At 72.9% G+C, this 22,276-nt stretch carries 20 protein-coding genes; 8 read left to right on the top strand and 12 right to left on the bottom strand.

Annotated elements, in window-relative coordinates; translation table 11 throughout:
* Positions 1-36 precede the first annotated feature (36 nt).
* Complete coding sequence (gene zwf, locus ACOACO_RS03335; protein WP_420294829.1) at positions 37-1,500, bottom strand: glucose-6-phosphate dehydrogenase; 1,464 nt, start codon at positions 1,498-1,500, stop codon at positions 37-39.
* Between the two features lie 67 nt (positions 1,501-1,567).
* A complete protein-coding gene (locus ACOACO_RS03330) occupies positions 1,568-3,337 on the bottom strand; it encodes an ABC-F family ATP-binding cassette domain-containing protein (protein WP_420294828.1) in 1,770 nt (589 codons plus the stop codon).
* Positions 3,338-3,568: 231 nt separating this feature from the next.
* On the opposite strand from ACOACO_RS03330, the gene ACOACO_RS03325 reads away from it, so the two are divergent.
* Both ACOACO_RS03325 and ACOACO_RS03320 read left to right on the top strand, forming a co-directional pair.
* Positions 3,569-4,066 carry an NfeD family protein gene (locus ACOACO_RS03325; protein WP_420294827.1) on the top strand — a complete coding sequence of 166 codons (498 nt, stop codon included), beginning with the start codon at positions 3,569-3,571 and terminating at the stop codon, positions 4,064-4,066.
* Between the two features lie 69 nt (positions 4,067-4,135).
* Positions 4,136-5,659 carry a flotillin family protein gene (locus ACOACO_RS03320; RefSeq protein WP_420294826.1) on the top strand — a complete coding sequence of 508 codons (1,524 nt, stop codon included), beginning with the start codon at positions 4,136-4,138 and terminating at the stop codon, positions 5,657-5,659.
* Between the two features lie 159 nt (positions 5,660-5,818).
* On the opposite strand, the gene ACOACO_RS03315 is transcribed toward ACOACO_RS03320, so the two are convergent.
* Positions 5,819-7,996, bottom strand: coding sequence for an MMPL family transporter (locus ACOACO_RS03315; RefSeq protein ID WP_420294825.1), 2,178 nt, complete (start codon positions 7,994-7,996; stop codon positions 5,819-5,821).
* A 314-nt stretch (positions 7,997-8,310) separates the two neighbouring features.
* On the opposite strand from ACOACO_RS03315, the gene ACOACO_RS03310 reads away from it, so the two are divergent.
* Positions 8,311-8,967 carry a TetR/AcrR family transcriptional regulator gene (locus ACOACO_RS03310; RefSeq protein WP_420294824.1) on the top strand — a complete coding sequence of 219 codons (657 nt, stop codon included), beginning with the start codon at positions 8,311-8,313 and terminating at the stop codon, positions 8,965-8,967.
* A 211-nt stretch (positions 8,968-9,178) separates the two neighbouring features.
* On the opposite strand, the gene ACOACO_RS03305 is transcribed toward ACOACO_RS03310, so the two are convergent.
* Positions 9,179-9,619 carry a MerR family transcriptional regulator gene (locus ACOACO_RS03305; RefSeq protein WP_420294823.1) on the bottom strand — a complete coding sequence of 147 codons (441 nt, stop codon included), beginning with the start codon at positions 9,617-9,619 and terminating at the stop codon, positions 9,179-9,181.
* Positions 9,620-9,710: 91 nt separating this feature from the next.
* On the opposite strand from ACOACO_RS03305, the gene ACOACO_RS03300 reads away from it, so the two are divergent.
* Entirely contained in the window at positions 9,711-10,649 is a 939-nt protein-coding gene (locus tag ACOACO_RS03300) for an NAD(P)/FAD-dependent oxidoreductase (protein WP_420294822.1), read from the top strand.
* Between the two features lie 135 nt (positions 10,650-10,784).
* On the opposite strand, the gene ACOACO_RS03295 is transcribed toward ACOACO_RS03300, so the two are convergent.
* The 3 genes from ACOACO_RS03295 to ACOACO_RS03285 form a co-directional block, all read right to left on the bottom strand.
* Positions 10,785-12,242, bottom strand: a complete 1,458-nt coding sequence (locus ACOACO_RS03295) for an NAD-dependent succinate-semialdehyde dehydrogenase (RefSeq protein WP_420294821.1) — start codon at positions 12,240-12,242, stop codon at positions 10,785-10,787.
* Positions 12,243-12,409: 167 nt separating this feature from the next.
* Positions 12,410-13,621 (bottom strand): TerC family protein, encoded by a 1,212-nt coding sequence (locus ACOACO_RS03290; protein ID WP_420294820.1) that lies wholly within the window; start codon positions 13,619-13,621, stop codon positions 12,410-12,412.
* A 139-nt stretch (positions 13,622-13,760) separates the two neighbouring features.
* Positions 13,761-14,819 carry an SGNH/GDSL hydrolase family protein gene (locus ACOACO_RS03285; protein WP_420294819.1) on the bottom strand — a complete coding sequence of 353 codons (1,059 nt, stop codon included), beginning with the start codon at positions 14,817-14,819 and terminating at the stop codon, positions 13,761-13,763.
* 307 nt (positions 14,820-15,126) lie between these two features.
* On the opposite strand from ACOACO_RS03285, the gene ACOACO_RS03280 reads away from it, so the two are divergent.
* Both ACOACO_RS03280 and ACOACO_RS03275 read left to right on the top strand, forming a co-directional pair.
* Positions 15,127-15,264 carry a hypothetical protein gene (locus tag ACOACO_RS03280; protein WP_277499474.1) on the top strand — a complete coding sequence of 46 codons (138 nt, stop codon included), beginning with the start codon at positions 15,127-15,129 and terminating at the stop codon, positions 15,262-15,264.
* Between the two features lie 204 nt (positions 15,265-15,468).
* Positions 15,469-16,077: a YceI family protein gene (locus tag ACOACO_RS03275; RefSeq protein ID WP_420296290.1), complete on the top strand. Its 609-nt coding sequence runs from the start codon at positions 15,469-15,471 to the stop codon at positions 16,075-16,077.
* Between the two features lie 97 nt (positions 16,078-16,174).
* On the opposite strand, the gene ACOACO_RS03270 is transcribed toward ACOACO_RS03275, so the two are convergent.
* The gene (locus ACOACO_RS03270) at positions 16,175-16,666 is read right to left on the bottom strand and encodes a DUF1707 SHOCT-like domain-containing protein (RefSeq protein ID WP_420294818.1); all 492 of its coding nucleotides are present in this window, start codon (positions 16,664-16,666) and stop codon (positions 16,175-16,177) included.
* Positions 16,663-17,373: a PadR family transcriptional regulator gene (locus ACOACO_RS03265; protein WP_420294817.1), complete on the bottom strand. Its 711-nt coding sequence runs from the start codon at positions 17,371-17,373 to the stop codon at positions 16,663-16,665. Before ACOACO_RS03265 ends, ACOACO_RS03270 begins: the two co-directional genes overlap by 4 nt.
* A 155-nt stretch (positions 17,374-17,528) precedes the next feature.
* Between ACOACO_RS03265 and ACOACO_RS03260 the strand changes: the two genes are divergently transcribed.
* Positions 17,529-18,593 (top strand): glycoside hydrolase family 6 protein, encoded by a 1,065-nt coding sequence (locus tag ACOACO_RS03260; RefSeq protein WP_420294816.1) that lies wholly within the window; start codon positions 17,529-17,531, stop codon positions 18,591-18,593.
* 110 nt (positions 18,594-18,703) lie between these two features.
* Here ACOACO_RS03260 and ACOACO_RS03255 read toward each other — a convergent pair whose 3' ends face one another.
* Together ACOACO_RS03255 and ACOACO_RS03250 are read right to left on the bottom strand one after the other, a co-directional pair.
* Positions 18,704-19,192, bottom strand: coding sequence for a glutathione peroxidase (locus ACOACO_RS03255; protein WP_420294815.1), 489 nt, complete (start codon positions 19,190-19,192; stop codon positions 18,704-18,706).
* A gap of 127 nt (positions 19,193-19,319) precedes the next feature.
* Positions 19,320-19,493: a CsbD family protein gene (locus ACOACO_RS03250; protein ID WP_420294814.1), complete on the bottom strand. Its 174-nt coding sequence runs from the start codon at positions 19,491-19,493 to the stop codon at positions 19,320-19,322.
* Positions 19,494-19,601: 108 nt separating this feature from the next.
* On the opposite strand from ACOACO_RS03250, the gene ACOACO_RS03245 reads away from it, so the two are divergent.
* Complete coding sequence (locus tag ACOACO_RS03245; RefSeq protein WP_420294813.1) at positions 19,602-20,171, top strand: hypothetical protein; 570 nt, start codon at positions 19,602-19,604, stop codon at positions 20,169-20,171.
* Here the strand turns inward: ACOACO_RS03245 and ACOACO_RS03240 are convergent.
* A complete protein-coding gene (locus ACOACO_RS03240; RefSeq protein WP_420294812.1) occupies positions 20,071-22,269 on the bottom strand; it encodes a 3-hydroxyacyl-CoA dehydrogenase NAD-binding domain-containing protein in 2,199 nt (732 codons plus the stop codon). The genes ACOACO_RS03245 and ACOACO_RS03240 overlap by 101 nt on opposite strands.
* Positions 22,270-22,276 lie beyond the last annotated feature (7 nt).

Here is a 22,276-nt window from a genome sequence, read left to right as displayed (position 1 = left end):
CGCCGGTCCGCGCCGGTCCGCGCCGGTCCGCGCCGGTCAGTCCGCGTCGTGCTCGGCGTTCCGCTCCCGCCACCTGCGCTCGAACGGCAGGCGCCAGGCGCGGGGGGCGATGAGCTGGTGGATCTGGTTCGGTCCCCAGGTGCCCGGCTCGTAGGGCCGCACCGGCGGCGGGGAGTCGATGAGGGGCTGCGAGATCTCCCAGAGCCGCTCGACGCCCTCGGCGGTGGTGAAGAGCGTGTGGTTGCCCTTCGTCGCCTCGAGGATGAGCCGCTCGTAGGCCTCCAGCACGGAGCCCGCCCAGTTCGTGTCCTCCACCGAGAACTGCATCGACACCTTGTCGAGGCGGAACCCCGGGCCCGGCCGCTTGCCGTAGAACGACAGGCTGACCTTGGCCTGGTCGGCGAGGTCGAAGGTCAGGTGGTCGGGGCCGTGCTGCCCGATCCCCGAGCCCTCGGGGAACATCGACTTGGGCGGCTCCTTGAACGCCACCGAGATGATCCGCTGGCCCTCGGCGAGCTTCTTGCCGGTGCGCAGGTAGAACGGCACGCCCGCCCACCGCCAGTTGTCGACGTAGCAGCGCAGCGCGATGAACGTCTCCGTCTCCGACTCCGGGTCGACGCCGGGCTCCTCGCGGTAGCCCAGGTACTGCCCGCGCACCACGTCCTCCGGGTGGATCGGCAGCATCGAGCGGAAGACCTTGCCCTTCTCCTCCGTGATCGACTGCGGGTCGAGCGCGGTCGGCGCCTCCATCGCGGTGAACGCGAGCACCTGGAAGAGGTGCGTGACGACCATGTCGCGGTAGGCGCCGGTGGACTCGTAGAACGACGCCCGCTGCTCCAGGCCGAGCCGCTCCGGCACGTCGATCTGCACGTGGTCGATCATGTTGCGGTTCCACACCGGCTCGAACAGGCCGTTGGCGAAGCGGAACGCCAGGATGTTGAGCGCCGCCTCCTTGCCGAGGAAGTGGTCGATGCGGAAGACCTGCGACTCCTCGAACACCTCGTGCACGGCGGCGTTGAGGGCCTTCGCGCTCTCGAGGTCGACGCCGAACGGCTTCTCCATCACCACGCGCGAGCGCTCCACCAGCTGCGCCTCGGCGAGCGTGTGGATGACCGCCATCGCCGCCTTGGGCGGCACCGACAGGTAGTGCAGCCGGTGCTGCGGCTCGACGCACTCCGACTCGGCCTCCGCGACCGCGGCCCGCAGCGACTCCGCCGTACCGCCCGGGGCCCAGTAGAGCCGCTTGGCGAAGTCGTCCCACTCCCCCTCGGTCACGTCGGAGGCGAACTCGCGGATCGCGTCGTGCGCGAACTCCACGAAGGTCTCGCGCGTGTGCGGGTCCAGCGAGGTGCCCACGATCTGCACGTGGGGCAGCAGGCCGGTGCGCCGCAGGTGCAGCAGACCAGGCAGCAGCTTGCGGCGCGACAGGTCGCCGGTGGCGCCGAAGAGGATGACCGTCGTGGGCGGTCCGGGAGTGCCCTGGGGGTGCGCGGTCGACATGCCTCCCAGCCTGCCACGCCCGCGTGACGCCCGCGTGTCGACCTCGGCCCGGATCGAGGGGGGTCGGTCAGGTGGTCGGGTACGGCGCGGCGAGCCCCACCCGCTGCCCGGTCCACCGGGCGCGCAGCCACCGGTCGTGGGAGGTGACGACGACGGTCCCCGGGGCGACGCCGACCGCCTCCTCCAGCTCGCCGGCCAGGCGCAGCGACAGGTGGTTCGTCGGCTCGTCGAGCAGCAGGAGGTCGGGGGCAGCGGCGACCGCGACCGCCAGCGTGAGCCGGCGCCGCTGGCCGACGCTGAGGGCGCCGACCGGGGTGCCGAGGTCGCGCGGGTGCAGCAGCCCCAGCGAGCGCAGCGGTACCCGCTCGGCCGCCTCGGGGCCGACGAGGTCGCGGTACGCCGCCCGCGCGGTGCGGTCGGGCGGCCCGACGTCGGGGTCCTGCGCGACGAGCCGCACGCGGCGGGCCCGCACGTCGACCCGGCCCGCGTCCGGGGCCAGCCGCCCGGCCAGCACGTCGAGCAGCGTCGTCTTGCCCGACCCGTTGGGTCCCGTGACGAGGAGGTGCTCACCGGTGGCGACGTCGAGCCGGTCGAGCACGAGCCGCGGCCGACCGGCCCCGCCGCCCTCGCCGTCGACCCGCAGGTCCCGCACGGCGACCGCGACGCCGCCTCCCGTCGTACCCGCACCGGCGGACGCGTCGGTGCCCGCGGTCCCGCCTCCCGTGAGCGGTACGGCGAACCGCAGCGGCCGCGGCGGCTTCGCCACGGCCTCGCGCTCGGCGACCTCGAGCCGCCGCTCGGCGTCGTGGACGCGCCGGGCGCGGGTGCGCTCGACCTTCGCCCCCTTGAAGGCGTGGATGAACTTGTCGTTGTCGGTGGGGCCGCGGCCCGGCGCGATGCTGGCGAGGTCGACGCGGGTGCGCGCGCGCAGGTCGGCGATCTCGTCCTGCTGGCGCTGCCAGGTCTCCTCCCAGCGGCGGCGCACCGCCGTCTGGTGGGCCAGGTAGTCGCTGAAGCCGCCGCCGAAGCGCCGCCCGCCGCGGCCGTCCGCGCCGAGCGCCCCGGCGTCGAGGTCGAGGAGGTCGGTGCAGACGCGGTCGAGGAACGTGCGGTCGTGGCTGGCGGCGACGACGACGCCCGGCAGCTCGACCAGCGACGTCTCGAGGAGGTCGAGCGCCTCGGCGTCGAGGTGGTTCGTCGGCTCGTCGAGCAGCAGGCAGGCGGGGCGCCGCACGAGCGCCGCGGCCAGGGCCAGCCGCGTGCGCTGCCCGCCCGACAGCGTCGCGACCGGGCGGGCCCGGTCGAGGTCGGCCACGCCCAGCGTGGTGGCGGTGACCTCGACGCGGCGCTCGGCGTCCCAGGCGTCGTGGTGGGTCGCCCAGGCCAGCACGGCGTCGTACGCCGCCCCCACCTCGCCCGCCGCCTCCGGCGGCAGGTCGGCGGCGAGGCCCACCGCGAGGCGCTCGAGGAGCCGGACGGCCGCGTGCAGGGGGCGCAGGGCGTCGTCGAGGAGGTCGCCGACGGTGCCGGCGCCGGGGTCGGGCTCCTGGGCGAGGTGGACGACGTCGGCGGGCACCCGGACCGTGCCGGCGTCCGGGCGGTCGAGGCCGGCGAGCACGCGCAGCAGCGTGGACTTGCCGGAGCCGTTCTCGCCGATGAGGCCGAGACGGGTGCCGGGGGCGGCCACGACGTCGACGCCGTCGAGCACGGGGCCGCCGGCCCGGCCGGGGTAGGAGCGCACGACGCCGTGCGCCACGAGGGGCGCCAGCGGGGCGGTCAGCTCGGCGAGATCGCCGCCGAGCGAGCGGAGGGCGGGCAGGGAGGAGTGGGCAGGCATGACGACGCGTCCGTCCGGGTCGGGGATCGACCGCGCGGGCGGGGCCGCAGCGCGATCGGGGGCGTCGTCAGAGCTCCATGGTGCACCCGACGGTACGCCGTGGGCGCCCGCCGGCCAACGGGTTTTCCACCGCTCGCCCGGTACCGGCAGCGCCACCCGTCCCCGTCGTGAGAGGGTGACGGTGGCCCCGCCCATCGAGCCTGTGCCCGCGAACATCCGGAGGAGGCGCCCGTGACGCCGTTCCTGGTGATCGGACTGTGCGGCGCCGTCGTGCTCCTCCTCTCCCTCGTCCTCGGTGACCTCTTCGACATCGAGGCGCTCGCCGGCGACTGGTTCTCCACCGCCGCCCTGGGCGGCTTCGTCTCCGCGCTCGGCTTCGGCGGCGCGACCGCCCAGGCCTTCGGCCTCGGTCAGCTCTCCTCCTCGCTCGTCGGCGTGGCCGCCGGGCTGGTCGTCGGCTGGTTCGCGGCGTGGCTCACCCGGCTCGTGAAGACCGGCGGCACCGACGCGACCCCAGGCGCCCGCGACGCCGTCGGCTGGGACGCGACCGTCGTGACCGCCATCCCCGAGAGCGGGTACGGCGCGATCACCGTCCGCCGCGGCGGCCACGTGCTGCGCTACAACGCCCAGGCCGACCGGGCCCTGCCCGCCGGGACCGCGGTGCACGTCACCGGTGTCCTGTCGCCCACCGCCGTCACCGTCGCCGCGACGTACGACGAGCTCACCTGACCCCCAGCACCACCCGCACCACCGCTCCCCCGCACGACCGCTCCGCCCACCACTGAGAGGCCCATCCCCATGGACCCGGTCCTGACCCCGATCATCGGCTTCGTCGTCCTGCTCGTGCTGCTGGTGCTGCTCATCACCAGCCGCTACAAGGTCGCCGGCCCCAACGAGGCGTTCATCGTCACCGGCCGCAAGGGCAAGGCGGTGATCAACCCGGAGACCGGGGAGCTCACCACCGACCTGTCCGGCCAGAAGGTGGTCATGGGCGGCGGCGTGTTCGTCATCCCGTTCGTGCAGAAGCTCGGCAACCTCGACCTGTCGTCGCGGCGCATCTCGGTGCAGATCCGCGGCGCCGTCTCCGGCCAGGGCATCAAGCTCAACGTCGAGGGCGTGGCCATCGTCAAGGTCGGTGGCAACGCCGACCAGATCCGGCTGGCCGCCCAGCGCTTCCTGTCGCAGCAGGGCGACATCGAGCCCTTCACCCAGGAGGTGCTCGCCGGCGCGCTGCGCTCCATCGTCGGCGGCCTCACGGTCGAGCAGATCATCCGCGACCGCGCGGCCTTCGCCCAGCGGGTGGCCGACGAGTCGGAGAACTCGCTGACGGGCCAGGGCCTCATCCTCGACACGTTCCAGATCCAGGACGTCACCGACGACGGCTCCTACCTCGCCGACCTCGGTCGTCCCGAGGCCGCGCGCATCGGCCAGGAGGCGTCGATCGCGGAGGCCAACGCCCGCCGGGCCGCCGAGCAGGCGCGGATCGCGGCCGAGGAGGAGATCGCGGTCTCCCAGCGCGCCCTCGCGCTGCGCCAGGCCGAGATCAAGATCGAGACGGACGCCGCGCAGGCCCGCGCGGCCGCGGCCGGCCCGCTCGCCCAGGCCGACCAGGACCAGGCCATCCTCCTCGAGCAGGAGAAGGTCGCCGTCCGGCAGGCCGCGCTGACCGAGCGCGAGCTGGAGACGAAGGTGCGCAAGCCGGCCGACGCCGAGCGCTACCGCGTCGAGCAGGACGCCGAGGCCCGGCGCTCCGCCGAGATCGCCGCCGCCGACGCCCGCAAGGCCTCCACCATCGCGGCCGCCGAGGCCAAGGCCCAGGAGGTCCGGCTCTCCGGTGAGGCCGAGAAGGCCCGCCGCGCCGCGCTCGCCGAGGCCGGCGCCATCGAGGGCGAGCGCCGCGGTGCGGCCGAGCGCTCCCGCCGTGTGGCGGAGGCCGAGGCCGTCCGCGCCGAGGGCGAGGCCCAGGCCGCCGCGGTGCTGGCCGTCGGCCAGGCCGAGGCCGAGGCGATGGACAAGCGTGCCGAGGCGTTCGCGCACTACAACGACGCCGCGGTGCTGCAGATGCTCATCGAGGTGCTTCCGCAGATCGCCAAGGAGGTCGCGGCCCCGATCGGCGCGATCGACCAGCTCACCGTCGTGTCGACCGACGGCGCCGGCGCCCTGCCCAAGCAGGTCACGGCCAACATGGTCGAGACGCTCAACATGCTGAAGACGAGCACCGGCCTGGACCTGGATGCGCTCATCAAGCGCTCCGTGGGCCAGGCGGCCGACGGTCTCGGCCTGCGCGGCGAGACCGTGCCGGGCGAGACCACCGACCACTGACCCGGCTGGGCCCCGCCCCCACGCGTCACCACCAGCTCGGCGCTCCACCGCACCACCACCCCGCGGACGTCATGCGTCCGGTGGCCCTCGGCCTCCGGTTCGCATGACGTCCGCGGTCGTTCGTGGGGAGCGGCGGGGCGGGGCCGCCCCGCCGTCGGGTCAACCGGTGGCCAGCTCCTTCTCGCGATCGCCGGTCTGCGTCCCGGTCTGCGTCCCGGTCTGCGTCCCGGTCCGTGTCCCGTCCCGGGGGTCGGTGCCTCCCGGGACCTCGGGCGGCGCGGAGGACGTCCCACCCGCCCGGCGCCCGCCCGGCCACCAGTTGGCGGAGCCCATGAGCCGCATGGTGGCCGGCACGAGCAGCGTGCGGATGAGCAGCACGTCCACCGTGATCGCCACCAGCATCCCCACGCCGATCATCTGGATGAAGGAGATCCCGGCGAACGAGAAGGCGCCGACCACCACGAGCAGCAGGGCGGCCGCCGCGGTGATGAGGCCTGCGCTCTGCTGCAGACCTGTGGCGACGGCCTGCTCGTTGTCACCGGTGGCGTCGTACTGCTCCTTGATGCGCGCCAGCATGAACACCTCGTAGTCCATCGACAGCCCGAAGAGCAGGCAGAAGACCAGGATGAGGTTGGACGGGTCGAGGGTGCCGGTCGCGGTGAAGCCGAGCAGGTCGGAGAAGTGGCCGTCCTGGAACACGAACACCATCACGCCCAGCGCGACGGCCACCGACAGCGTGTTGAGCAGGATCGCCTTCAGCGGGAGCACCACCGAGCGGAACGCGGCGAAGAGGAGCAGGAACACCGCGAGCACCAGCAGGCCCAGTGCGATCGGCGCGCGGTCGTAGATGGCGTCGAGCTGGTCGACCATCTCCGCCGACGCCCCACCGACGCCGACCTCGGCCCCGGCCGGGGGGTCGAGGGCACGCACGTCGGCCACCGCGTCCTCCGCGCCCGCGCTCTGCCAGTCGTCCTCGAGGTGCACCTGGAGGTAGTGGCCGTCGTCGTCGACGCCCGCCACGTCCACCCCGCTCACGCCGTCGACGCCCTCCAGCTCCTCGATGTACGCCGGTGCCACCTCCGCGCCGTCGACCAGCACCGTGAGCGGGCGGGGGTCGATGCCGCTGAAGCCGTCCTCCAGGTCCTCGGCCGCCTGGTGCACCGCGTCGGAGGGGGGCAGCACGCGGTGGTCGACGCTGCCGAGCTTGAGGCCGAGCACCGGCGCGACGAGCGGCGTCAGGGCGATCACCACGACCAGCAGGGTCAGCACCGGTCGGCGCATCACCGCCCGGGCGACGACGGCGAGCAGCCCGGTCGAGCCCCGCTCGGCGGGGTCGCGACGCAGCCGGCCCGGCACGCGCAGGGCGTCGACCTTGGGGCCGAGGATCGCGAGGAACGCGGGCAGGACGACGAGGGCGAACGCGAGCGCGACGGCCAGTGTCGCGAGACCGCCGTACGCCATCGAGCGCAGGAAGTCCTGGGGGAAGAGGAGGAGCACCGACAACGAGACCGCCACCAGCGTCCCGGACACGGCCACCGTCTCCCCGGCGGTGCGCAGCGTGGCCTCGAGCGCGTCGACCCCGCGCCGGCCCCTGGCCAGCTCCTCGCGGTAGCGCGAGACGACGATGAGGCCGTAGTCGACGGCGAGCACGAGCGCCAGGATGCTCGCGATGGTCACGGCGAAGATCGACACGTCGGTCACGCCGGCGATCAGGCGGAGGGCCGCGAACGAGCCCATCGTCGCCGCGCCGGCGATCAGCACCGGCAGCAGGGACGACACCACGCTGCCGAACACGACGATCAGGAGCACCGAGAGCAGCGGCATCGACCACATCTCCGCGTTCGTGACGTCCTTCTTGCTCTGCTCGCCCACGGCCGCCTCGGTCGGCACCGCGCCGGCGTACTGCACGGTGAACGCGTCCGACGTCGCGTCCTCGGCGAGGGCGACGAAGTCGTCGTTGCGCTCCTGGGCGCTCGCGCCCGCCATCGTGACCAGCACGACGAGCTGGGTGCCGTCGTCCGCGACGAGCCGTGGGTCCGGCCCGCCCTCGGGCGCCGACCACGGCGTGACGACGCTGCGGACGGCGTCCTCGGGCAGGGCGTCCGCCCACGCCTCCACCTCGGCCCGGACCCCGGGGTCCTCCGCGCTCGCGCCGTCCGTGGGGCTCAGCACGGCGAGCACGTCGGGATCGCTCTCGGGGAAGCGGTCCGCGACGCGCTCGGCCGTCCGCTCGCTCTCGCTGTCGGCCACGACGAAGCTGCCCGCGGTCCGCACCTCGCCGAAGACCCCGGGGCCCCAGACGGAGCACACGATCGTGACCAGCAGCGCGAAGCCCACGACGGGCCACCTCGCTGCCTGAATGAGTGCCGCTGTCGTCCGCATCTCCCTGCCTCTCGTCGCGTTGTGTTAGACCGTGTAACGTCTGGAACGTTACAGTGTCTAACCAGTGCTCGTCACCCCTTGTCGCGAGCGGATCGGAGAAGTACTGATGGACGACGTGCGATACGAGCGACCCGCGCCCGGGAGCACCGTGGCCCCTGATGCGCCGATCGGCGAGGAATCCTGGGCGGCCGACCCGGGCCGCCTCCTACGATGAGTGGGTGGCTCGAGCAGTGACATCGGGGACGCGCTCCCCGCGACTCTCCCCGGACGTGATCTCGCAGCGCGCGCGCGAGGTCCTGCACACCGAGGGCGCCCGTGCCATCACCACGAACGGCCTGGGCCGGGAGCTCGGTGTCAGCGGGCCGGCGATCTACCGGCACTTCACCAGCGTCGCGGACCTGCTGGACCACGTGGTCGGGCGGGTGTACGACGAGCTGTGCGACCAGCTGGAGGCCGTGGTGGTCGCGCCCGACGGCTCCGGGCTCCTGGCCGCCGCGCGCGAGCTGCGGCTCTGGGCCCTCGCCAACCACCACGAGTTCGCCCTGCTGTTCTCCTCGCCGCTCGTGCGGCAGGACTGGACCGACGACAATCCGGCCCACCGTGGCGGCAAGCGGTTCGGCACCATCTTCCTCGGCGAGTTCGTGCGCCAGCTCGCGAGCCGCCCCGGCGTCCTGGAGCGCCAGGCGCCCTGCCCACCGGACCTGCGGCCGCGGCTCGACGGCTACCTGGCCTGGACCGGCGTGGACCTGCCGGCCGAGGGTGCCCTGCTGTTCCTCGAGACCTGGGTGCGCATCTACGGCCACATCGCCATGGAGGCCATGGGCCAGCTGTCCTACGCACTGCCCGACATGGAGGTGCTCTACGAGCGGTGCCTGGCGGACATCGCGGCGACGCTCGGCCTGGAGCACCAGCCACCGCAGCGGTGACGGAGCCCGCCGCGCCCATGCACCGACTCACGCGCGCTCCTGGCTCGCCCGCGAACAACCTCCTCCGTCTGCGCCGAGGGGGTGCGGTCACCTCGTTCGACGTGCCGCCGAGTTCCTGCATGCCTTTGCGGCCGTCGCCGTTCCCCCGGTAGACCTCAACGGAGAGAAGTCTTCGGTGCCCCCCGGGTCCTGTCGTGGCCGGGGGAGGACGTCATCCGTCGTGGCGCTCCTGCGCGACGTCGGCGAGCTCCTGTGCGGTCGGCTCGGGCGGCAGCGTGGGACGCGGCCGGCTGTCGTCGAGCAGGTCGGCGAGGAACGCCTTGTAGCGCGGGCAGTTCGTGACGTCGTGCGCGCGGCAGCGCAGCGCGTGCTCCGTCATCGCCCGCCACAGCTCCATCGAGCGCATGCGCGCGGCGATGTCGTCGAGGTGCGCCTGCAGCACCGCCTGCCGGCCCTCCGCCTCGCTGTCGAGCAGGATCCGGATCTGCTCCAACGACATCCCCGCCGCCTTGTTCCGCACGATGGCGGCCACCCGCACCACGTCGGCCTCGCCGTACCGGCGCCGGCCGGCACCGTCCCGCTCGGGAATCAGCAGGCCCTCGTCCTCCCAGAACCTCAGCACGTGGGTACCGAGATCGAAACGGCTTGCCACGTCTCCGATGCTCCACCACGGGCTTGACTTCATGTCGACATGAAGTCACACGCTGGTGACCTGCACAAGTCCTGAACCGAGAAGGAGCACCATGTCCGAGATCCGTGACGCGCTCGTCGTCGGCGGCGGCCCCGCCGGCCTCCAGGCGGCCCTCACCCTGGGCCGCATCCACCGCAGCACGACCCTGGTCGACTCCGGCAGCTACCGCAACGCCCAGGTCGACCACATGCACAACGTCGCCACCCACGACGGTCGGCCGCCCGCGGAGTTCCGCGCCCAGGCCCGCGCCCAGCTCGACGAGTACGACGTCGTCATCCGCGAGGCGACCGTCCAGACCATCGAGGGCGACGTCGTCGGCGGGTTCACCGCGACCCTCGACGACGGGAGCACCGTGCGCGCCAAGCGCGTCGTGCTCGCCACCGGCCTCACCGACGAGCTGCCCGACGTGCCCGGGCTGGCGGAGCTGTGGGGCACCGCGGCCGCGCAGTGCCCCTTCTGCCACGGTCACGAGTTCTCCGACGGCCACCTGGTGGTGCTCGGCGCCGCGAAGCAGATGAGCCACGCCGTGGGGCTCATGCGCGGCATCGCGGGCGAGATCACCGTGCTCGCCAACGGCGAGGAGGTGGACCCCGAGGCCCGCACGGTGTTCGCGGCGTTGGATGCCGCCGTTGTCGAGGCGAAGGTCGAGCGGTTCGAGCGGCAGGGCGACGGCGCCCGCGTCGTGCTGTCGGACGGCTCCGAGATCGACGCCGTCGGCGTGCTCCTCGCCCCGACCTTCCGCCAGTCGGCGCCGTTCGCGGCCCAGCTGAACCTCGAGCTGCTGCCGTCGGGCTGCGTTGAGATCGACGACATGGGGCGCACCAGCGTCGCGGGCGTGTACGCCGGGGGCGACCTCGCCCACCGCTCGGTCTTCCCGATGCCGATGGCGTCCGTGATCTTCGCGCTGGCGGCGGGCCAGATGGCCGCCACGGCCTGCTCGGCCGACCTGCTCGGCGAGGAGATGGCCGCGATCGGCGCCGGCGGTCACTGACGGGAGCGGCGCTCGGCGGCGAGCCACGGCGTACCCGTCGAAGGGTTGACACCGCAACCCGCCACTTCCGGTGGGAAGTTTGCACCCTGAAGTGGCGGGTTCCCCGGTGCACCGGGGAACCCGCCACCCTCCGGCTCACCCCCCGGTCGAGATCCCGACGTAGGTGGTCTCGAGGTACTCCTCGATGCCCTCGAAGCCGCCCTCGCGGCCGAAGCCCGACTGCTTGACGCCGCCGAAGGGGGCGGCGGGGTTCGACAGCAGGCCCGTGTTGATGCCGAGCATCCCGGCCTCGAGGCGCTCGGCGAGGCGGATGGTGCGGTCGAGGTCGCGGGTGAACGCGTAGGAGGCGAGGCCGTACTCGGTGGCGTTGGCCCGGCGCACGGCGTCGTCCTCGTCGGTGAAGGTCGAGATCGGCGCGACCGGCCCGAAGATCTCGGTGTTCACGATCGCCGACTCGTGGGGCACGTCGGCGAGCACCGTCGGCGGGTAGAAGTACCCCGCGCCGTCGGGCGCCTCGCCGCCCACCAGCACCCGGGCGCCGTCGTGCACTGCGTCGGTGACGAGCTGGTGGACGTCCTCGACCGCGGAGGCCTGCACGAGCGGGCCGACGTCGACGCCGTCGTCCTGGCCGCGGCCCACGCGCATCGCGCCGAGACGCTCGGCGAGCCGGCGGCTGAACTCGTCGGCGACGCTCTCGTGCACGAGGAACCGGTTGGCGGCGGTGCAGGCCTCGCCCATGTTGCGCATCTTGGCCAGCACGGCGCCCTCGACGGCCGCGTCGAGGTCGGCGTCCTCGAAGACGAGGAAGGGTGCGTTGCCGCCGAGCTCCATCGAGAGGCGCTGCAGGTGGTCGGTCGACTGGCGCACCAGCACCTTGCCCACCGGGGTGGACCCCGTGAACGACACCTTGCGCAGCCGCTCGTCGGCCATCAGCGCCTCGGAGACGTCCGCCGAGTGCGTCGACGTCACCACGTTGAGCACGCCCGCGGGCAGCCCGACCTCCTCGAGGACCTTGGCGACGGCGAGCGTCGTCAGCGGCGTCAGCGCGGCGGGCTTGACCACCATCGTGCAGCCGGCGGCGATCGCCGGCGCGATCTTGCGGGTGGCCATGGCGATCGGGAAGTTCCAGGGCGTGATGAGCAGGCAGGGGCCGACCGGCTTCTTCACCGTCAGCAGCCGGGACCCGCCGGCCGGGGCGCCCATCCAGCGACCGTGGATGCGCACGGCCTCCTCGGAGAACCAGCGCAGGAACTCCGCGCCGTACGCCACCTCGCCCGCGGCCTCGCCGAGCGGCTTGCCCATCTCGAGGCTGATCAGCCGGGCGAAGTCGTCGCTGCGCGCGGTGATCGCCTCGAAGGCGGCCCGCAGGATCTCGGCGCGGTCGCGGGGCGCCGAGCGCGCCCACTCCTCCTGCACCCCGGCCGCCGCGTCGAGGGCGGCCACGGCGTCGCCGGCCGTGCCGTCCGCGACGCTGGCGAGCACGGACTCGTCGGCGGGGTCCAGCACGTCGAAGGTGGCCCCGTCCTCGGCGTCACGCCACGTGCCGCCGATGTGGAGCTGGGGGACGAACAGGTCGTCGGGCAGAGCGCTCATGGGTGTCAGCGTGCCACTCGCGCCGAACCCCGCCAACGGGCGCTGCGCACAACGGCTGCGCACGACCGCGGGTACGCCGACGGCCCCCGGCTCGGGAGCCGGGGGCCGTCGGTGCGGTGCGGGTGGTGCGGTGGTGCAGCCGGTGCGTGACCGGCGGACCGGGCGGGTCAGTCGCGGGTGCGACCGCCCTCGGTGGCGGTGCCGCCGCGGGCCGCGTGCACCCGGGCGAACAGCTCGTCGAGCTCCGCGCGCTCCTGCGCGGTCGGGCGGTGCTTCTCCGGCAGGTCGTCGATCTGCTGCTGCTTGGCGACGACGATGCCGAACTGGCGCTCGTGCTCGTCGACGTCGTGGGTGTAGGTGCCGTCGAGGTAGTGGTCGGCGGCCGCCTTCGCCGCCTTGATCGTGGACTCCGCCTTGCCCTTGGGGCTGAGCAGCGACGCGATGACCGTGACGGCGAGGACACCGAGGATGACGCTGAGCGACATCGCGATGCTGACCTCCGGGATGGCGGTCACGTGCTCGCCACCGTTGATGAAGGGCAGCTCGTTCTCGTGCAGGGCGTGGATGAAGAGCTTGACGCCGATGAACGCCAGGATGATCGCCAGGCCGTAGGACAGGAAGACCAGGCGGTCGAGCAGGCCGTCGATGAGGAAGTACAGCTGGCGCAGACCCATGAGCGAGAACGCCGTGGCGCCGAAGACGATGTAGGTCTCCTGCGTGAGGCCGAAGATCGCGGGGATCGAGTCGAGCGCGAACAGCAGGTCCGTGCCGCCGATGGCGACCATGACGAGCAGCATCGGGGTGAGCATCTTCTTGCCGTCCACGACGGTGAACAGCTTGTCGCCGTCGTAGTGCTCCGAGGTGTGGAAGAAGCGCTTCGCGAGGCGGATGACGAAGTTGTCGGCCTCCTCGCCGCCCTCGTCGTCGTCCTCCTTCAGCAGCGAGACCGCCGTGTAGAGCAGGATCGCGCCGAAGAGGTAGAAGACCCAGCTGAACTGGTTGATCGCGGCCGCGCCGACGAGGATGAACGCGGTGCGGGCGAACAGGGCGAACACGATGCCGAAGAGCAGCACCTTCTGCTGGTCCTCGCGCGGCACCTTGAAGCTGGCCATGATCACGAGGAACACGAACAGGTTGTCGACGCTCAGCGCCTTCTCCGTGATGTAGCCGGCGAAGTACTCACCGCCGTACTGGCCACCCCAGTTCCAGAGCACGAACAAGCCGAACACGATCGCCAGGCCCACGTAGATGGCCGACCAGATCGCTGCTTCCCTCAGGGTGGGGATGTGCGCCTTGCGCACGTGGAAGAAGAAGTCGAACAGCAGCAAGCCGGCGATGACGGCGATGGTGAGGCCCCAGATCAGCGGGGTGACCTCCATGGACGGACTCCTTCTGCATTGCGGTGGTGCACGTGGGCGCGGCGACCGGCCGGTCGCCGCGCCGCACGGCGTCGTCGGGGAGAAGAACGTGCACAGGGGTCGCACAAGTTCCCTGCTGCGACGTGGATCTCCCCCGCGCTCACTCCGCCGCGGGGTCCGCGGTCCCGTCGGCGATCGCCCGCTGGGCCGCGTGGAGGGGCGCCGTCTCGACGACCCGCGGCGCGATGGTGCGGTCGTACGCCGCGTACGGCGCCTGCTGCGCGACGTACGTCCCCGCGTGCGCCTCGGCGTCGGCGACGACCTCCGGGGTGACCGCGAGCGCGCTGCCCGTGGCCGCGGCGGAGACGAGCGGCACGTAGCCCTGCGCGTGCCCGAGGGTGTTCGGGTGGTAGCTCTCCACGACGGGGTACGCCAGCCCGTTGAGCCACGCCGGCTCGTCGCAGACGGCGTGGCCGGTGAAGGCGGCCGTGGGGTCGACGAAGCGGAAGCCGGCAGCCCGGGCGGCGGCCGCCGTGCGGGCGTTCAGCTGGTCGGCGGTGGCGTTGAGGCGCGTCATCTCCGCGGGCGAGATGAAGGTCAGGAGGTCGCAGTCCTCGCCCTGGAACAGCCGGGGGTAGCCGGCGACGACGACGTCCGCGTTCGGCGCGGCGGCGTCGACCTCGGCGTACAGCCCCGAGAGCCGCGCGGGCAGCGTCGAGCCGATGAAGGCCTGGGCACCGTCGATGGCGGCGTCGCAGTCGCTCATCCACCCCGGCTGCGCGCACTCGGTGATGACGTCGGTGAAGCCGGCGTCGTTGCCGCCCACGGAGAGGGTGACGAGGTCGGTGGCGGCGGAGAGCGCCCCGAGCTGGTTGGCGCGCACGTCCGCGACGACGGCACCGGAGCAGGCGCGGAAGTCGAGGTCCCAGCCGCCGGCGGAGGCCAGCAGCGACGGGAAGGCGTGCACGGAGCGCAGGCACTGGGTGCCGTCCGCCAGGTACTGCCGGGTGCCCGTGCCGGAGGAGTAGGAGTCGCCGAGGGCCACGTACGAGCCGCCGGCGGCCAACGCGGCCGCCGTGGGCGCCGGGCCCGGGTCGGCGCCCACCGGGGCGGCAGCGCCGGCGAGGGCGAGCCCCGCGGCCAGGGCGCCGGCGGCGGGCAGCGCCACCCACCCCCGGGTACGACGTCGTGCGGGCGTGCGGACAGGTGAGGTCGCCATGGTTCCTCCCGAGGGTGCCGGCGATCGGTGGCGCCCGAGCGGCACCGGCCTCACCGTAGGTCGGCCCGCGCGGCGGTGACCACCCCCGCGCGGCGGAGATCGGAGGGTTCCGCATTCACCCTTCGTTCACCTTCGCCGAGCCCCGGAACGGCTCCGGAAGTGGAGCGCCGGGCGACGATCAGTACGCATTCCTGGGCCCAGGTGGAGCGTGACCACGGGGATTCCGGCAGAAATCTCAGTCGACGACTACCGATCCATCGATCGGTGCGCTACTTTGGGTAAACGGAAAGTGAACAGGAGGTGTCTCATGCTCTACTCGACGTCGACCCACCGCAACGGCCTCGTCCTCACCTGGACCAAGGTCGTCGACGCGTCCGGCCGTGCTCGCATGGAGGCTCGCTGGACCTCGGCCTCGACGGCCGTCGCCCGACCCGCCGCCGCCTGACAGCCGGACACTCACGCGCCACCCGGCGCCCACCGTCCTCCGGACGGCCCCGCAGAGCCGCCATCCCCCCGGGGTGGCGGCTCTGCTGCGTCCTGACGTGCCGACCGTCACAGAGCTGCCCGCCCGACCGATGGTTGACTCTGCAAGTAGATGCCCGTACAGTCCTCATTGAAAGTTCAACTTACTTCTTCGGAGGACAGCACCATGGGCATCTTCAGCCGCACCAAGGACTCGGCCCCGGCCGAGCAGACGTTCGACGCTCCCACCACCGCCGTCGACGACATCACGGGCTCCTACGCCCTCGACGTCACCCACACCCGCCTCGGCTTCTCCGTGCGCCACGCGATGGTGACGACGGTCCGCGGCTCCTTCAAGGAGTTCGACGGCACCGCCACCATCAACACGACCGACCCGGCCGCCTCGACGGTCGCGCTGACGATCAAGGCCGCCAGCATCGACACCGGCAACGCCGACCGCGACGGTCACCTGCAGACCGGCGACTTCTTCGAGGCCGAGAAGTACCCGAACATCACCTTCGTCTCGACCAAGGTCGAGCGCGAGGACGCCGACACCTGGCTGGTCACCGGCGACCTCACGATCAAGGACGTCACGAAGTCCGTCACCGTCGAGCTCGAGCAGACCGGCTCGGCCCGCGACCCGTTCGGCAACCTGCGCATCGGCTTCGAGGGCGGCGTCGCCATCAACCGCAAGGACTGGGGCCTCACCTACAACGCCGCGCTCGAGACCGGCGGCGTCCTCATCTCCGAGAAGGTCAAGCTCGAGTTCGACGTCTCGGCGATCCAGAGCGCCTGAGCACGCACTCCCCCAGCGCGCCGGGCGACCCCCGACGCACCCGACGCCCCCGCCCCCGGTCATCACCGGGGTGCGGGGGCGTCGTCGTTCCCGGTCCTCAACCGCGGTACGGCGCGCCTCCCCGCCCCGGGAGCGTCCCGTGCGGGCCGACCCCGCCCCGCCGGCCGAGCCGGCGGACCACGAGGAACGCCAGTCCGCCGAGCAGGAGGAGCGGCACCACGGCGAGCAGCACCCGCAGCACGGCGATGCCGAGGAGCACGCCCCCGACGAGCAGGGCCACGAGCACGGCGGTCGGCACGAAGGCCGGCGGCCCCTCACCCCGGGGGCGCCGGGCACGCCGGCTCCGCGGGTTCGGGCGCGGGGCGTTCCAGTCGCTCGCCCGCACCGGGGCGAGCGCACCGGGGTACGGCGCCGGCAGGTCCTCGAACACCGGGCGCAGGTCGTCGGCGAAGCGCGCCGCCCACACCGCGGTGGAGCGCTCGTCGTGCTCGACGGGGTCCAGCCGGCCCTCGGCGAAGTGGGTGCCGAGCGCGGCGGCGGCGTCCTGCCGCTCCGCGTCGGAGAGCCGCACCCGACCGGACCCGCTCACTCGTCGCCCTCGGCGAGGATGCCGTAGAGGCGGCGTCGGGCCTCGGCGAGCACCGTCAGGGCCTCCTTGCGCTGCGCGTCGGTGCCGGTCGACACGATCTGCCACAGGGCGTTCATGACCTGACCGATCTCGGGGAGCGCGCCCTGCGGTCCCTCCGCGCGCGGGGCGAAGGGACGCCACACGGCGGCCAGCTCCTCGGTGTGGCGCGCGACGTACTCCTGCCCCTCGTCGCTCAGGGTGAGGGTGCGGCGACCCCGGGCGTCGTCGGCCACGACGAGGCCCTCGTCCTCGAGCTGCTGAATCGTCGGGTAGACCGAGCCGGGCGACGGCTTCCACGCGCCGTGCGAGCGCTCCGCGATCTCGCTGATCACCTGGTAGCCGTTGCGCGGCCCCGAGGCGAGCACGTCGAGGATCGCCGCCCGCACGTCGCCACGGCGCACCTTGGGCCCGCCACCGTGACCGTGCTGGGGCGGGGCGTCGAAGCCGAGGAGCCCGGCGACCCACGGCGGCACGGGCTGCCCGTGGCGCCCGCCGCCGCGCCGCGGACCGAAGGCCGCGCCGAAGGCGGCCGGACCGAAGGGGCCCCCGAGCCCGGGCCACGCGGGGAAGTCACCGCGCCGGCCGCCGTCGCGCGGGTGCGGTCGGCGTCCGCGCCCGTTCTCCTGCTCGTCGTCGTCGAACCCCTCGACCTTGTCGGCGTCCCACATGCCGTGCCCCCTCCGTAGACGTGGCCGACCGTTCGTCGACCGCTCGCGATATATCGCGACAGTACGCCGGGGGCCGGCTCAAGCCAAGCGCTGTTTCTCCGCAGGGTCCCGCCCATCGCCCGTGCGGCGGCGGCCGGCCGCCCTACGCTGCGGCCGTGCCCCCCACCCCGTCCACGCGGACGCCTGCCCGCGCCGCGCACCTCGTCCTCGTCCCCGCCGCGCTCGCCGTCGTGCTCCTCGCGACGCTGCTGACCGGCCTGACGGGGTCGGCCCGCGCGGCGACGCCCGCCGTGGACGCGCCCGCGGTCCAGGCGGCCCAGGCGGCCCAGGCGGCCCAGGCGGCCCACGCGGTCCAGGCGGCCGCGGCCGTCGACATCCGGCTGCGACGCGGCGTGCTCGTCGACCCGTCCAGCCCGGCCATGGGGGCGGCACGCCGGGACGCGACGTACACCCCCGTCGCGGCGAACACCCACACCCGCTGGTTCACCGAGGCGGTGCCCGTCGACCGGGCGCGCGCGGCGGCGGCGTCGTGGGCGGACTACGGCCGGCAGAAGAACCGGACGCCGATGATCGCCGTCTACGGCCTCCCGAACCGCGACTGCGGCAGCCACTCGTCGGGCGGGTTCGACCCCCGCTCCTACCGCCTGTGGGTCGAGCAGATCGCCCTCGGCCTCAAGGGCAAGGGCGCCGTCGTGGTGCTCGAGCCGGACGCGCTCGGCCTGCTCGGCTCGTGCGCGGGCCAGGAGCTGTGGACGTCGCTCATCCGCTACGCGACCTACACGTTCGCGCGCAACGGCACGTGGGTCTACGTCGACGCGGGCCACTCGTCGTGGCACCCGGCGAACGTGATGGCCGACCGCCTGGCCCAGTCGGGCGTGCAGTGGGCCCGCGGCGTCGCGACCAACGTCAGCAACTACCGCACCACCAACGACGAGCTCGCCTACGGCCGCTCCCTGGTCGCGGCGCTCGCCACGCGGGGGTACGCCGGCAAGCGCCAGCTCGTCGACACCTCCCGCAACGGCGTCGGCCCGGCCCGCGACGGCACCTGGTGCAACACCCCCCACGCGCGCCTGGGCAGCAAGCCGCGGGTCGTCAACGCGGGTGGCGTGGACTTCTACGCGTGGGTGAAGCGCCCCGGGGAGTCCGACGGCACGTGCAACGGCGGCCCCGGCGCCGGCCAGTGGTGGCCGACCGGCGCCCGCCGGCTGCTCGGGCGCTGAGGGAACACCCCAGCTGCGCGGCGGCCGGGCGTGGTTTCGAGGCTCGCTAGCGCGAGCACCTCAACCACCGGACCGCGCGAGCACCTCAACCACCGGACCGCGCGAGCACCTCAGCCAGCGGCGGCGAGCGCGTCCTCGATGTCGGCGGCGATGTCGGCCGGCTTGGTCGTGGGGCCGTAGCGCTTCACGACGCGGCCGTCACGGCCGACGAGGAACTTGGTGAAGTTCCACTTGATCCGGCCGCCGAGCAGGCCGCCCTTCTCCTTCTTGAGCCAGTCGAAGACCGGGTGGGCGTCGGAGCCGTTCACGTCGACCTTGTCGAACATCGGGAACGAGACGCCGTAGTTGCGCTGGCAGAACTCGCCGATGTCGTCCGCGCCCCCGGGCTCCTGGCCCGCGAACTGGTTGCACGGGAAGCCGAGCACGACCAGGCCCTGCTCGCCGTACGTGCGGTAGAGCTCCTCGAGGCCCTCGTACTGCGGCGTGAAGCCGCAGTTGCTGGCCGTGTTGACGACCAGCACGACCCGCCCGGCGTACGTGTCCAGCGGCTCCTCGGTGCCGTCGAGCCGCGTGGCGGTGAAGTCGTGCAGGGTGCTCATGGTGCTCCTCGGGGTCGTCCGGGTGTCGGCAGGGGTTCGGCGCCGCAGGCCGGCCGGATGGAACGCCTCCCGACGCGACGACGGGCCCCCCGGATCATCGGGGAGCCCGTCGTGGTGCGTCGAGACGTCAGGACTTGAAGGCGTCCTTGACGTTCTCGCCGGCCTGCTTGAGCGAGGACTTGGTCTGGTCCTTCTTGCCCTCGGCCTTGAGCTCGTCGTCGTTGGTGGCGTCGCCCACGTGCTCCTTGGACTTGCCGCCCAGGTCGTCGACGGTGTTCTTCGCCTTGTCCGCGATACCCATGTCGTTCCCCTTCCGTGCTTCGTCGTCCGGTCGCCCCCCACCGTAGGCAGCAGGGGCAAGAACGCCGTTCGCACGCGGCGGGGCGGCCGCCGGGTCGATGATGCCCCCGTGGACGTGGTGGACCCCCGGGGGCGGCAGGTGCGGGTACGGCGACGGTTGCTGCCCTGGCGCCCGCGGCGCCGGGTCGGTTACGAGCCCGCCCAGCCCGACTGGATCGGCGACGACCTGGCCGGCCTGGTGCTCGGCGTCGTGGTCGGGCTCGTCGTGCTCCCGCTGCTGCTGCTCACCGGCGTGCTCGTGCTGGAGGTTGCGCTGTTCCTCCTCGTGCTCCCGCTCTACTGGCTCACGCGCGTCGTGCTCCGACGCCCGTGGACCGTCGACGTGCTGGTGGAGCGCCGGGCCGTGCACTCCGAGGCCGTGCGGGGCTGGCGTGCCTCCGGGGACCTCGTGGCGTCGCTCGCCGAGCGGGTGCGGCACGGCGACCTGGTCCTGCCCGGCGCGTCGCCCCCCACGGACGGCACCGGGCCGGTGCCCCCTGGGGAGGGGCACCGGCCCGGTGATGGATCGCGGAAGGCCGTCAGACCGGGAAGGACTCCCCGTTGGCGGCCATCTTCCGAAGGTGGTCGGTCGGCCGGAAGCGGTCGCCGTACTGCTCTGCCAGCTCGTCGGCGCGCTTGACGAAGGCGGCCAGGCCGATCTCGCCGTCGGCACCCTCGTAGCCGGTCATGAACTGGGCCGCGCCACCCGTGTACGGCGGGAAGCCGATGCCCATGATCGAGCCGATGTTCGCGGCGGCCGCCGAGGTGATGACGTCCTCCTCGAAGCACTTGGCCGTCTCGAGCGCCTCGAGCACGAGGACGCGGTCCTGCACGTCGCGCAGCGGCGGCTGCTGCTCCGCGACCGGGAACACCTCGGACAGGCCCTTCCACAGGCCCTGGCGCTTGCCGGACTCGTCGTACTCGTAAAAGCCGGCGCCCTTGAGGCGCGAGGGACGACCGATCTCGATCATCTTCTCGACGACCTTCAGGCCCGGGTGCGGCACGTAGTCGAGGCCGTCGCGCTCGGCGGCGTCCGCCGTCGCCTTGGCGATCTTGGCCATGAGCTCCATGTTGAGCTCGTCGGAGAGCTGCAGGGTGCCCACCGGGTAACCGGCCTGGGTGACCGCGCGCTCCAGGGTCTGCGGGTGCACCCCCTCGGCGAGCAGCTGCAGGCCCTCGTTGACCATGAAGCCGATGACGCGCGAGGTGTAGAAGCCGCGGCTGTCGTTGACGACGATCGGCGTCTTCTTGATCTGCTGCACCAGGTCGTAGGCCTTCGCCAGCGCCGCGTCGTCGGTCTCCTTGCCGCGGATGATCTCCACGAGCGGCATCTTGTCGACGGGGCTGAAGAAGTGCAGGCCGATGAAGTCCTTCGGGCGGTCGACGCCCTCGGCGAGCTCGGTGATCGGCAGCGTCGAGGTGTTCGAGCACAGGAGCGCGTCGGGGTTGACGTGCTCCGCGATCTCGGCGAACACCTTGGCCTTGAGCGACGGGTCCTCGAAGACGGCCTCGACGACCACGTCGACGCCCGCGAAGTCGGCCGGGTCGGCGGTGGCGTGGATGCGCGAGAGGAACTCGGCCTTGCCCTCCTCGGTCTCACGACCACGGGAGATCGCCTTGTCGAGCAGCTTCTCCGAGTAGGCCTTGCCGCGATCGGCGGCCTCGGTCGTGACGTCCTTCAGCACGACCTGCGCGCCCGACTTGGCGAAGACGTAGGCGATGCCCGCGCCCATCATGCCGGCGCCGAGGACGCCGACCTTGCGGCCGACGTACTTCTCGTGGCCGTCGGGACGCAGCGAGCCGCCGTTGATGGCCTGCAGGTCGAAGAAGAACGCCTGGATCATGTTCTTGCTCTGCTGGCCGACGACGAGGCCGGCCAGGTAGCGCGACTCGATGCGCGAGGCGGTGTCGATGTCGACCTGCGCACCCTCGACGGCGGCGGACAGGATCGCCCGCGGGGCCTTGTACGGCGCGCCCTTGACCTGCTGGCGCAGCAGCGCCGGGAAGGCCGGGAGGAACTGGGCGAGCTTCGGGGTGGACGGCGTGCCGCCGGGCATCTTGTAGCCGGGGCGGTCCCACGGCTGCTTCGCGGCGTCCGCGTCGCCCTCGACCGACGCCAGCCACGCCTTGGCGGCGGGCACGAGGCCGTCGAGGTCGGCGACGAGCTCGTCGACGAGGCCCTTCTCCTTCGCCTGGGCCGGCTTGAAGCGCGTGCCCTGGAGCAGGATGTCCATCAACGCGGTCTGCAGGCCGAACATGCGCACGGTGCGGGTGACGCCGCCACCGCCGGGCAGGAGGCCCAGCTGCACCTCGGGCAGGCCGATCTGCACCTTCGGGTTGTCCCACGCGATGCGGTGGTTGGCCGCGAGCGCGATCTCGAGCCCGCCGCCCAGCGCGGCGCCGTTGATGGCGGCGACCACGGGGGCGGGGTAGAGCTCCAGCTTGCGCAGCGGGGCCTTGACGTCCTCGACCATCGCGAACACGTCCGCGGCGTCCTCCGGCGTGGCCTGCACCATGCCCTTGAGGTCGCCGCCCGCGAAGAAGGTCTTCTTCGCGCTGGCGATGATGACGCCCTTCACCGAGCCCTCCGGCTCGGCGTACAGCTTCTCCACCGCGTCGATCATCGACGTGCGGTAGAGGTCGTTCATGGTGTTGGCGCTCTGGTTCGGGTCGTCCAGCGTCAGGGTGACGATCCCGTCGGCGTCCTTGTCGTAGCGGACGGCGGTCTGCTCGGTCATGGGTTCC

This window comes from Nocardioides sp. CPCC 205120, assembly GCF_048654585.1.
GTDB lineage: Bacteria > Actinomycetota > Actinomycetes > Propionibacteriales > Nocardioidaceae > Nocardioides.
Note: the sequence above shows the minus strand (reverse complement) of the source record. Positions and strands in the feature narration are given on the sequence as shown.

Coding starts and splice junctions, on each gene's coding strand:
- zwf (WP_420294829.1), bottom strand. CDS start 1,500: ATGTCGACCGCGCACCCCCAGGGCACTCCCGGACCGCCCACGACGGTC.
- ACOACO_RS03330 (WP_420294828.1), bottom strand. CDS start 3,337: ATGCCTGCCCACTCCTCCCTGCCCGCCCTCCGCTCGCTCGGCGGCGAT.
- ACOACO_RS03320 (WP_420294826.1), top strand. CDS start 4,136: ATGGACCCGGTCCTGACCCCGATCATCGGCTTCGTCGTCCTGCTCGTG.
- ACOACO_RS03300 (WP_420294822.1), top strand. CDS start 9,711: ATGTCCGAGATCCGTGACGCGCTCGTCGTCGGCGGCGGCCCCGCCGGC.
- ACOACO_RS03295 (WP_420294821.1), bottom strand. CDS start 12,242: ATGAGCGCTCTGCCCGACGACCTGTTCGTCCCCCAGCTCCACATCGGC.
- ACOACO_RS03290 (WP_420294820.1), bottom strand. CDS start 13,621: ATGGAGGTCACCCCGCTGATCTGGGGCCTCACCATCGCCGTCATCGCC.
- ACOACO_RS03285 (WP_420294819.1), bottom strand. CDS start 14,819: ATGGCGACCTCACCTGTCCGCACGCCCGCACGACGTCGTACCCGGGGG.
- ACOACO_RS03280 (WP_277499474.1), top strand. CDS start 15,127: ATGCTCTACTCGACGTCGACCCACCGCAACGGCCTCGTCCTCACCTGG.
- ACOACO_RS03275 (WP_420296290.1), top strand. CDS start 15,469: ATGGGCATCTTCAGCCGCACCAAGGACTCGGCCCCGGCCGAGCAGACG.
- ACOACO_RS03265 (WP_420294817.1), bottom strand. CDS start 17,373: ATGTGGGACGCCGACAAGGTCGAGGGGTTCGACGACGACGAGCAGGAG.
- ACOACO_RS03255 (WP_420294815.1), bottom strand. CDS start 19,192: ATGAGCACCCTGCACGACTTCACCGCCACGCGGCTCGACGGCACCGAG.
- ACOACO_RS03250 (WP_420294814.1), bottom strand. CDS start 19,493: ATGGGTATCGCGGACAAGGCGAAGAACACCGTCGACGACCTGGGCGGC.
- ACOACO_RS03240 (WP_420294812.1), bottom strand. CDS start 22,269: ATGACCGAGCAGACCGCCGTCCGCTACGACAAGGACGCCGACGGGATC.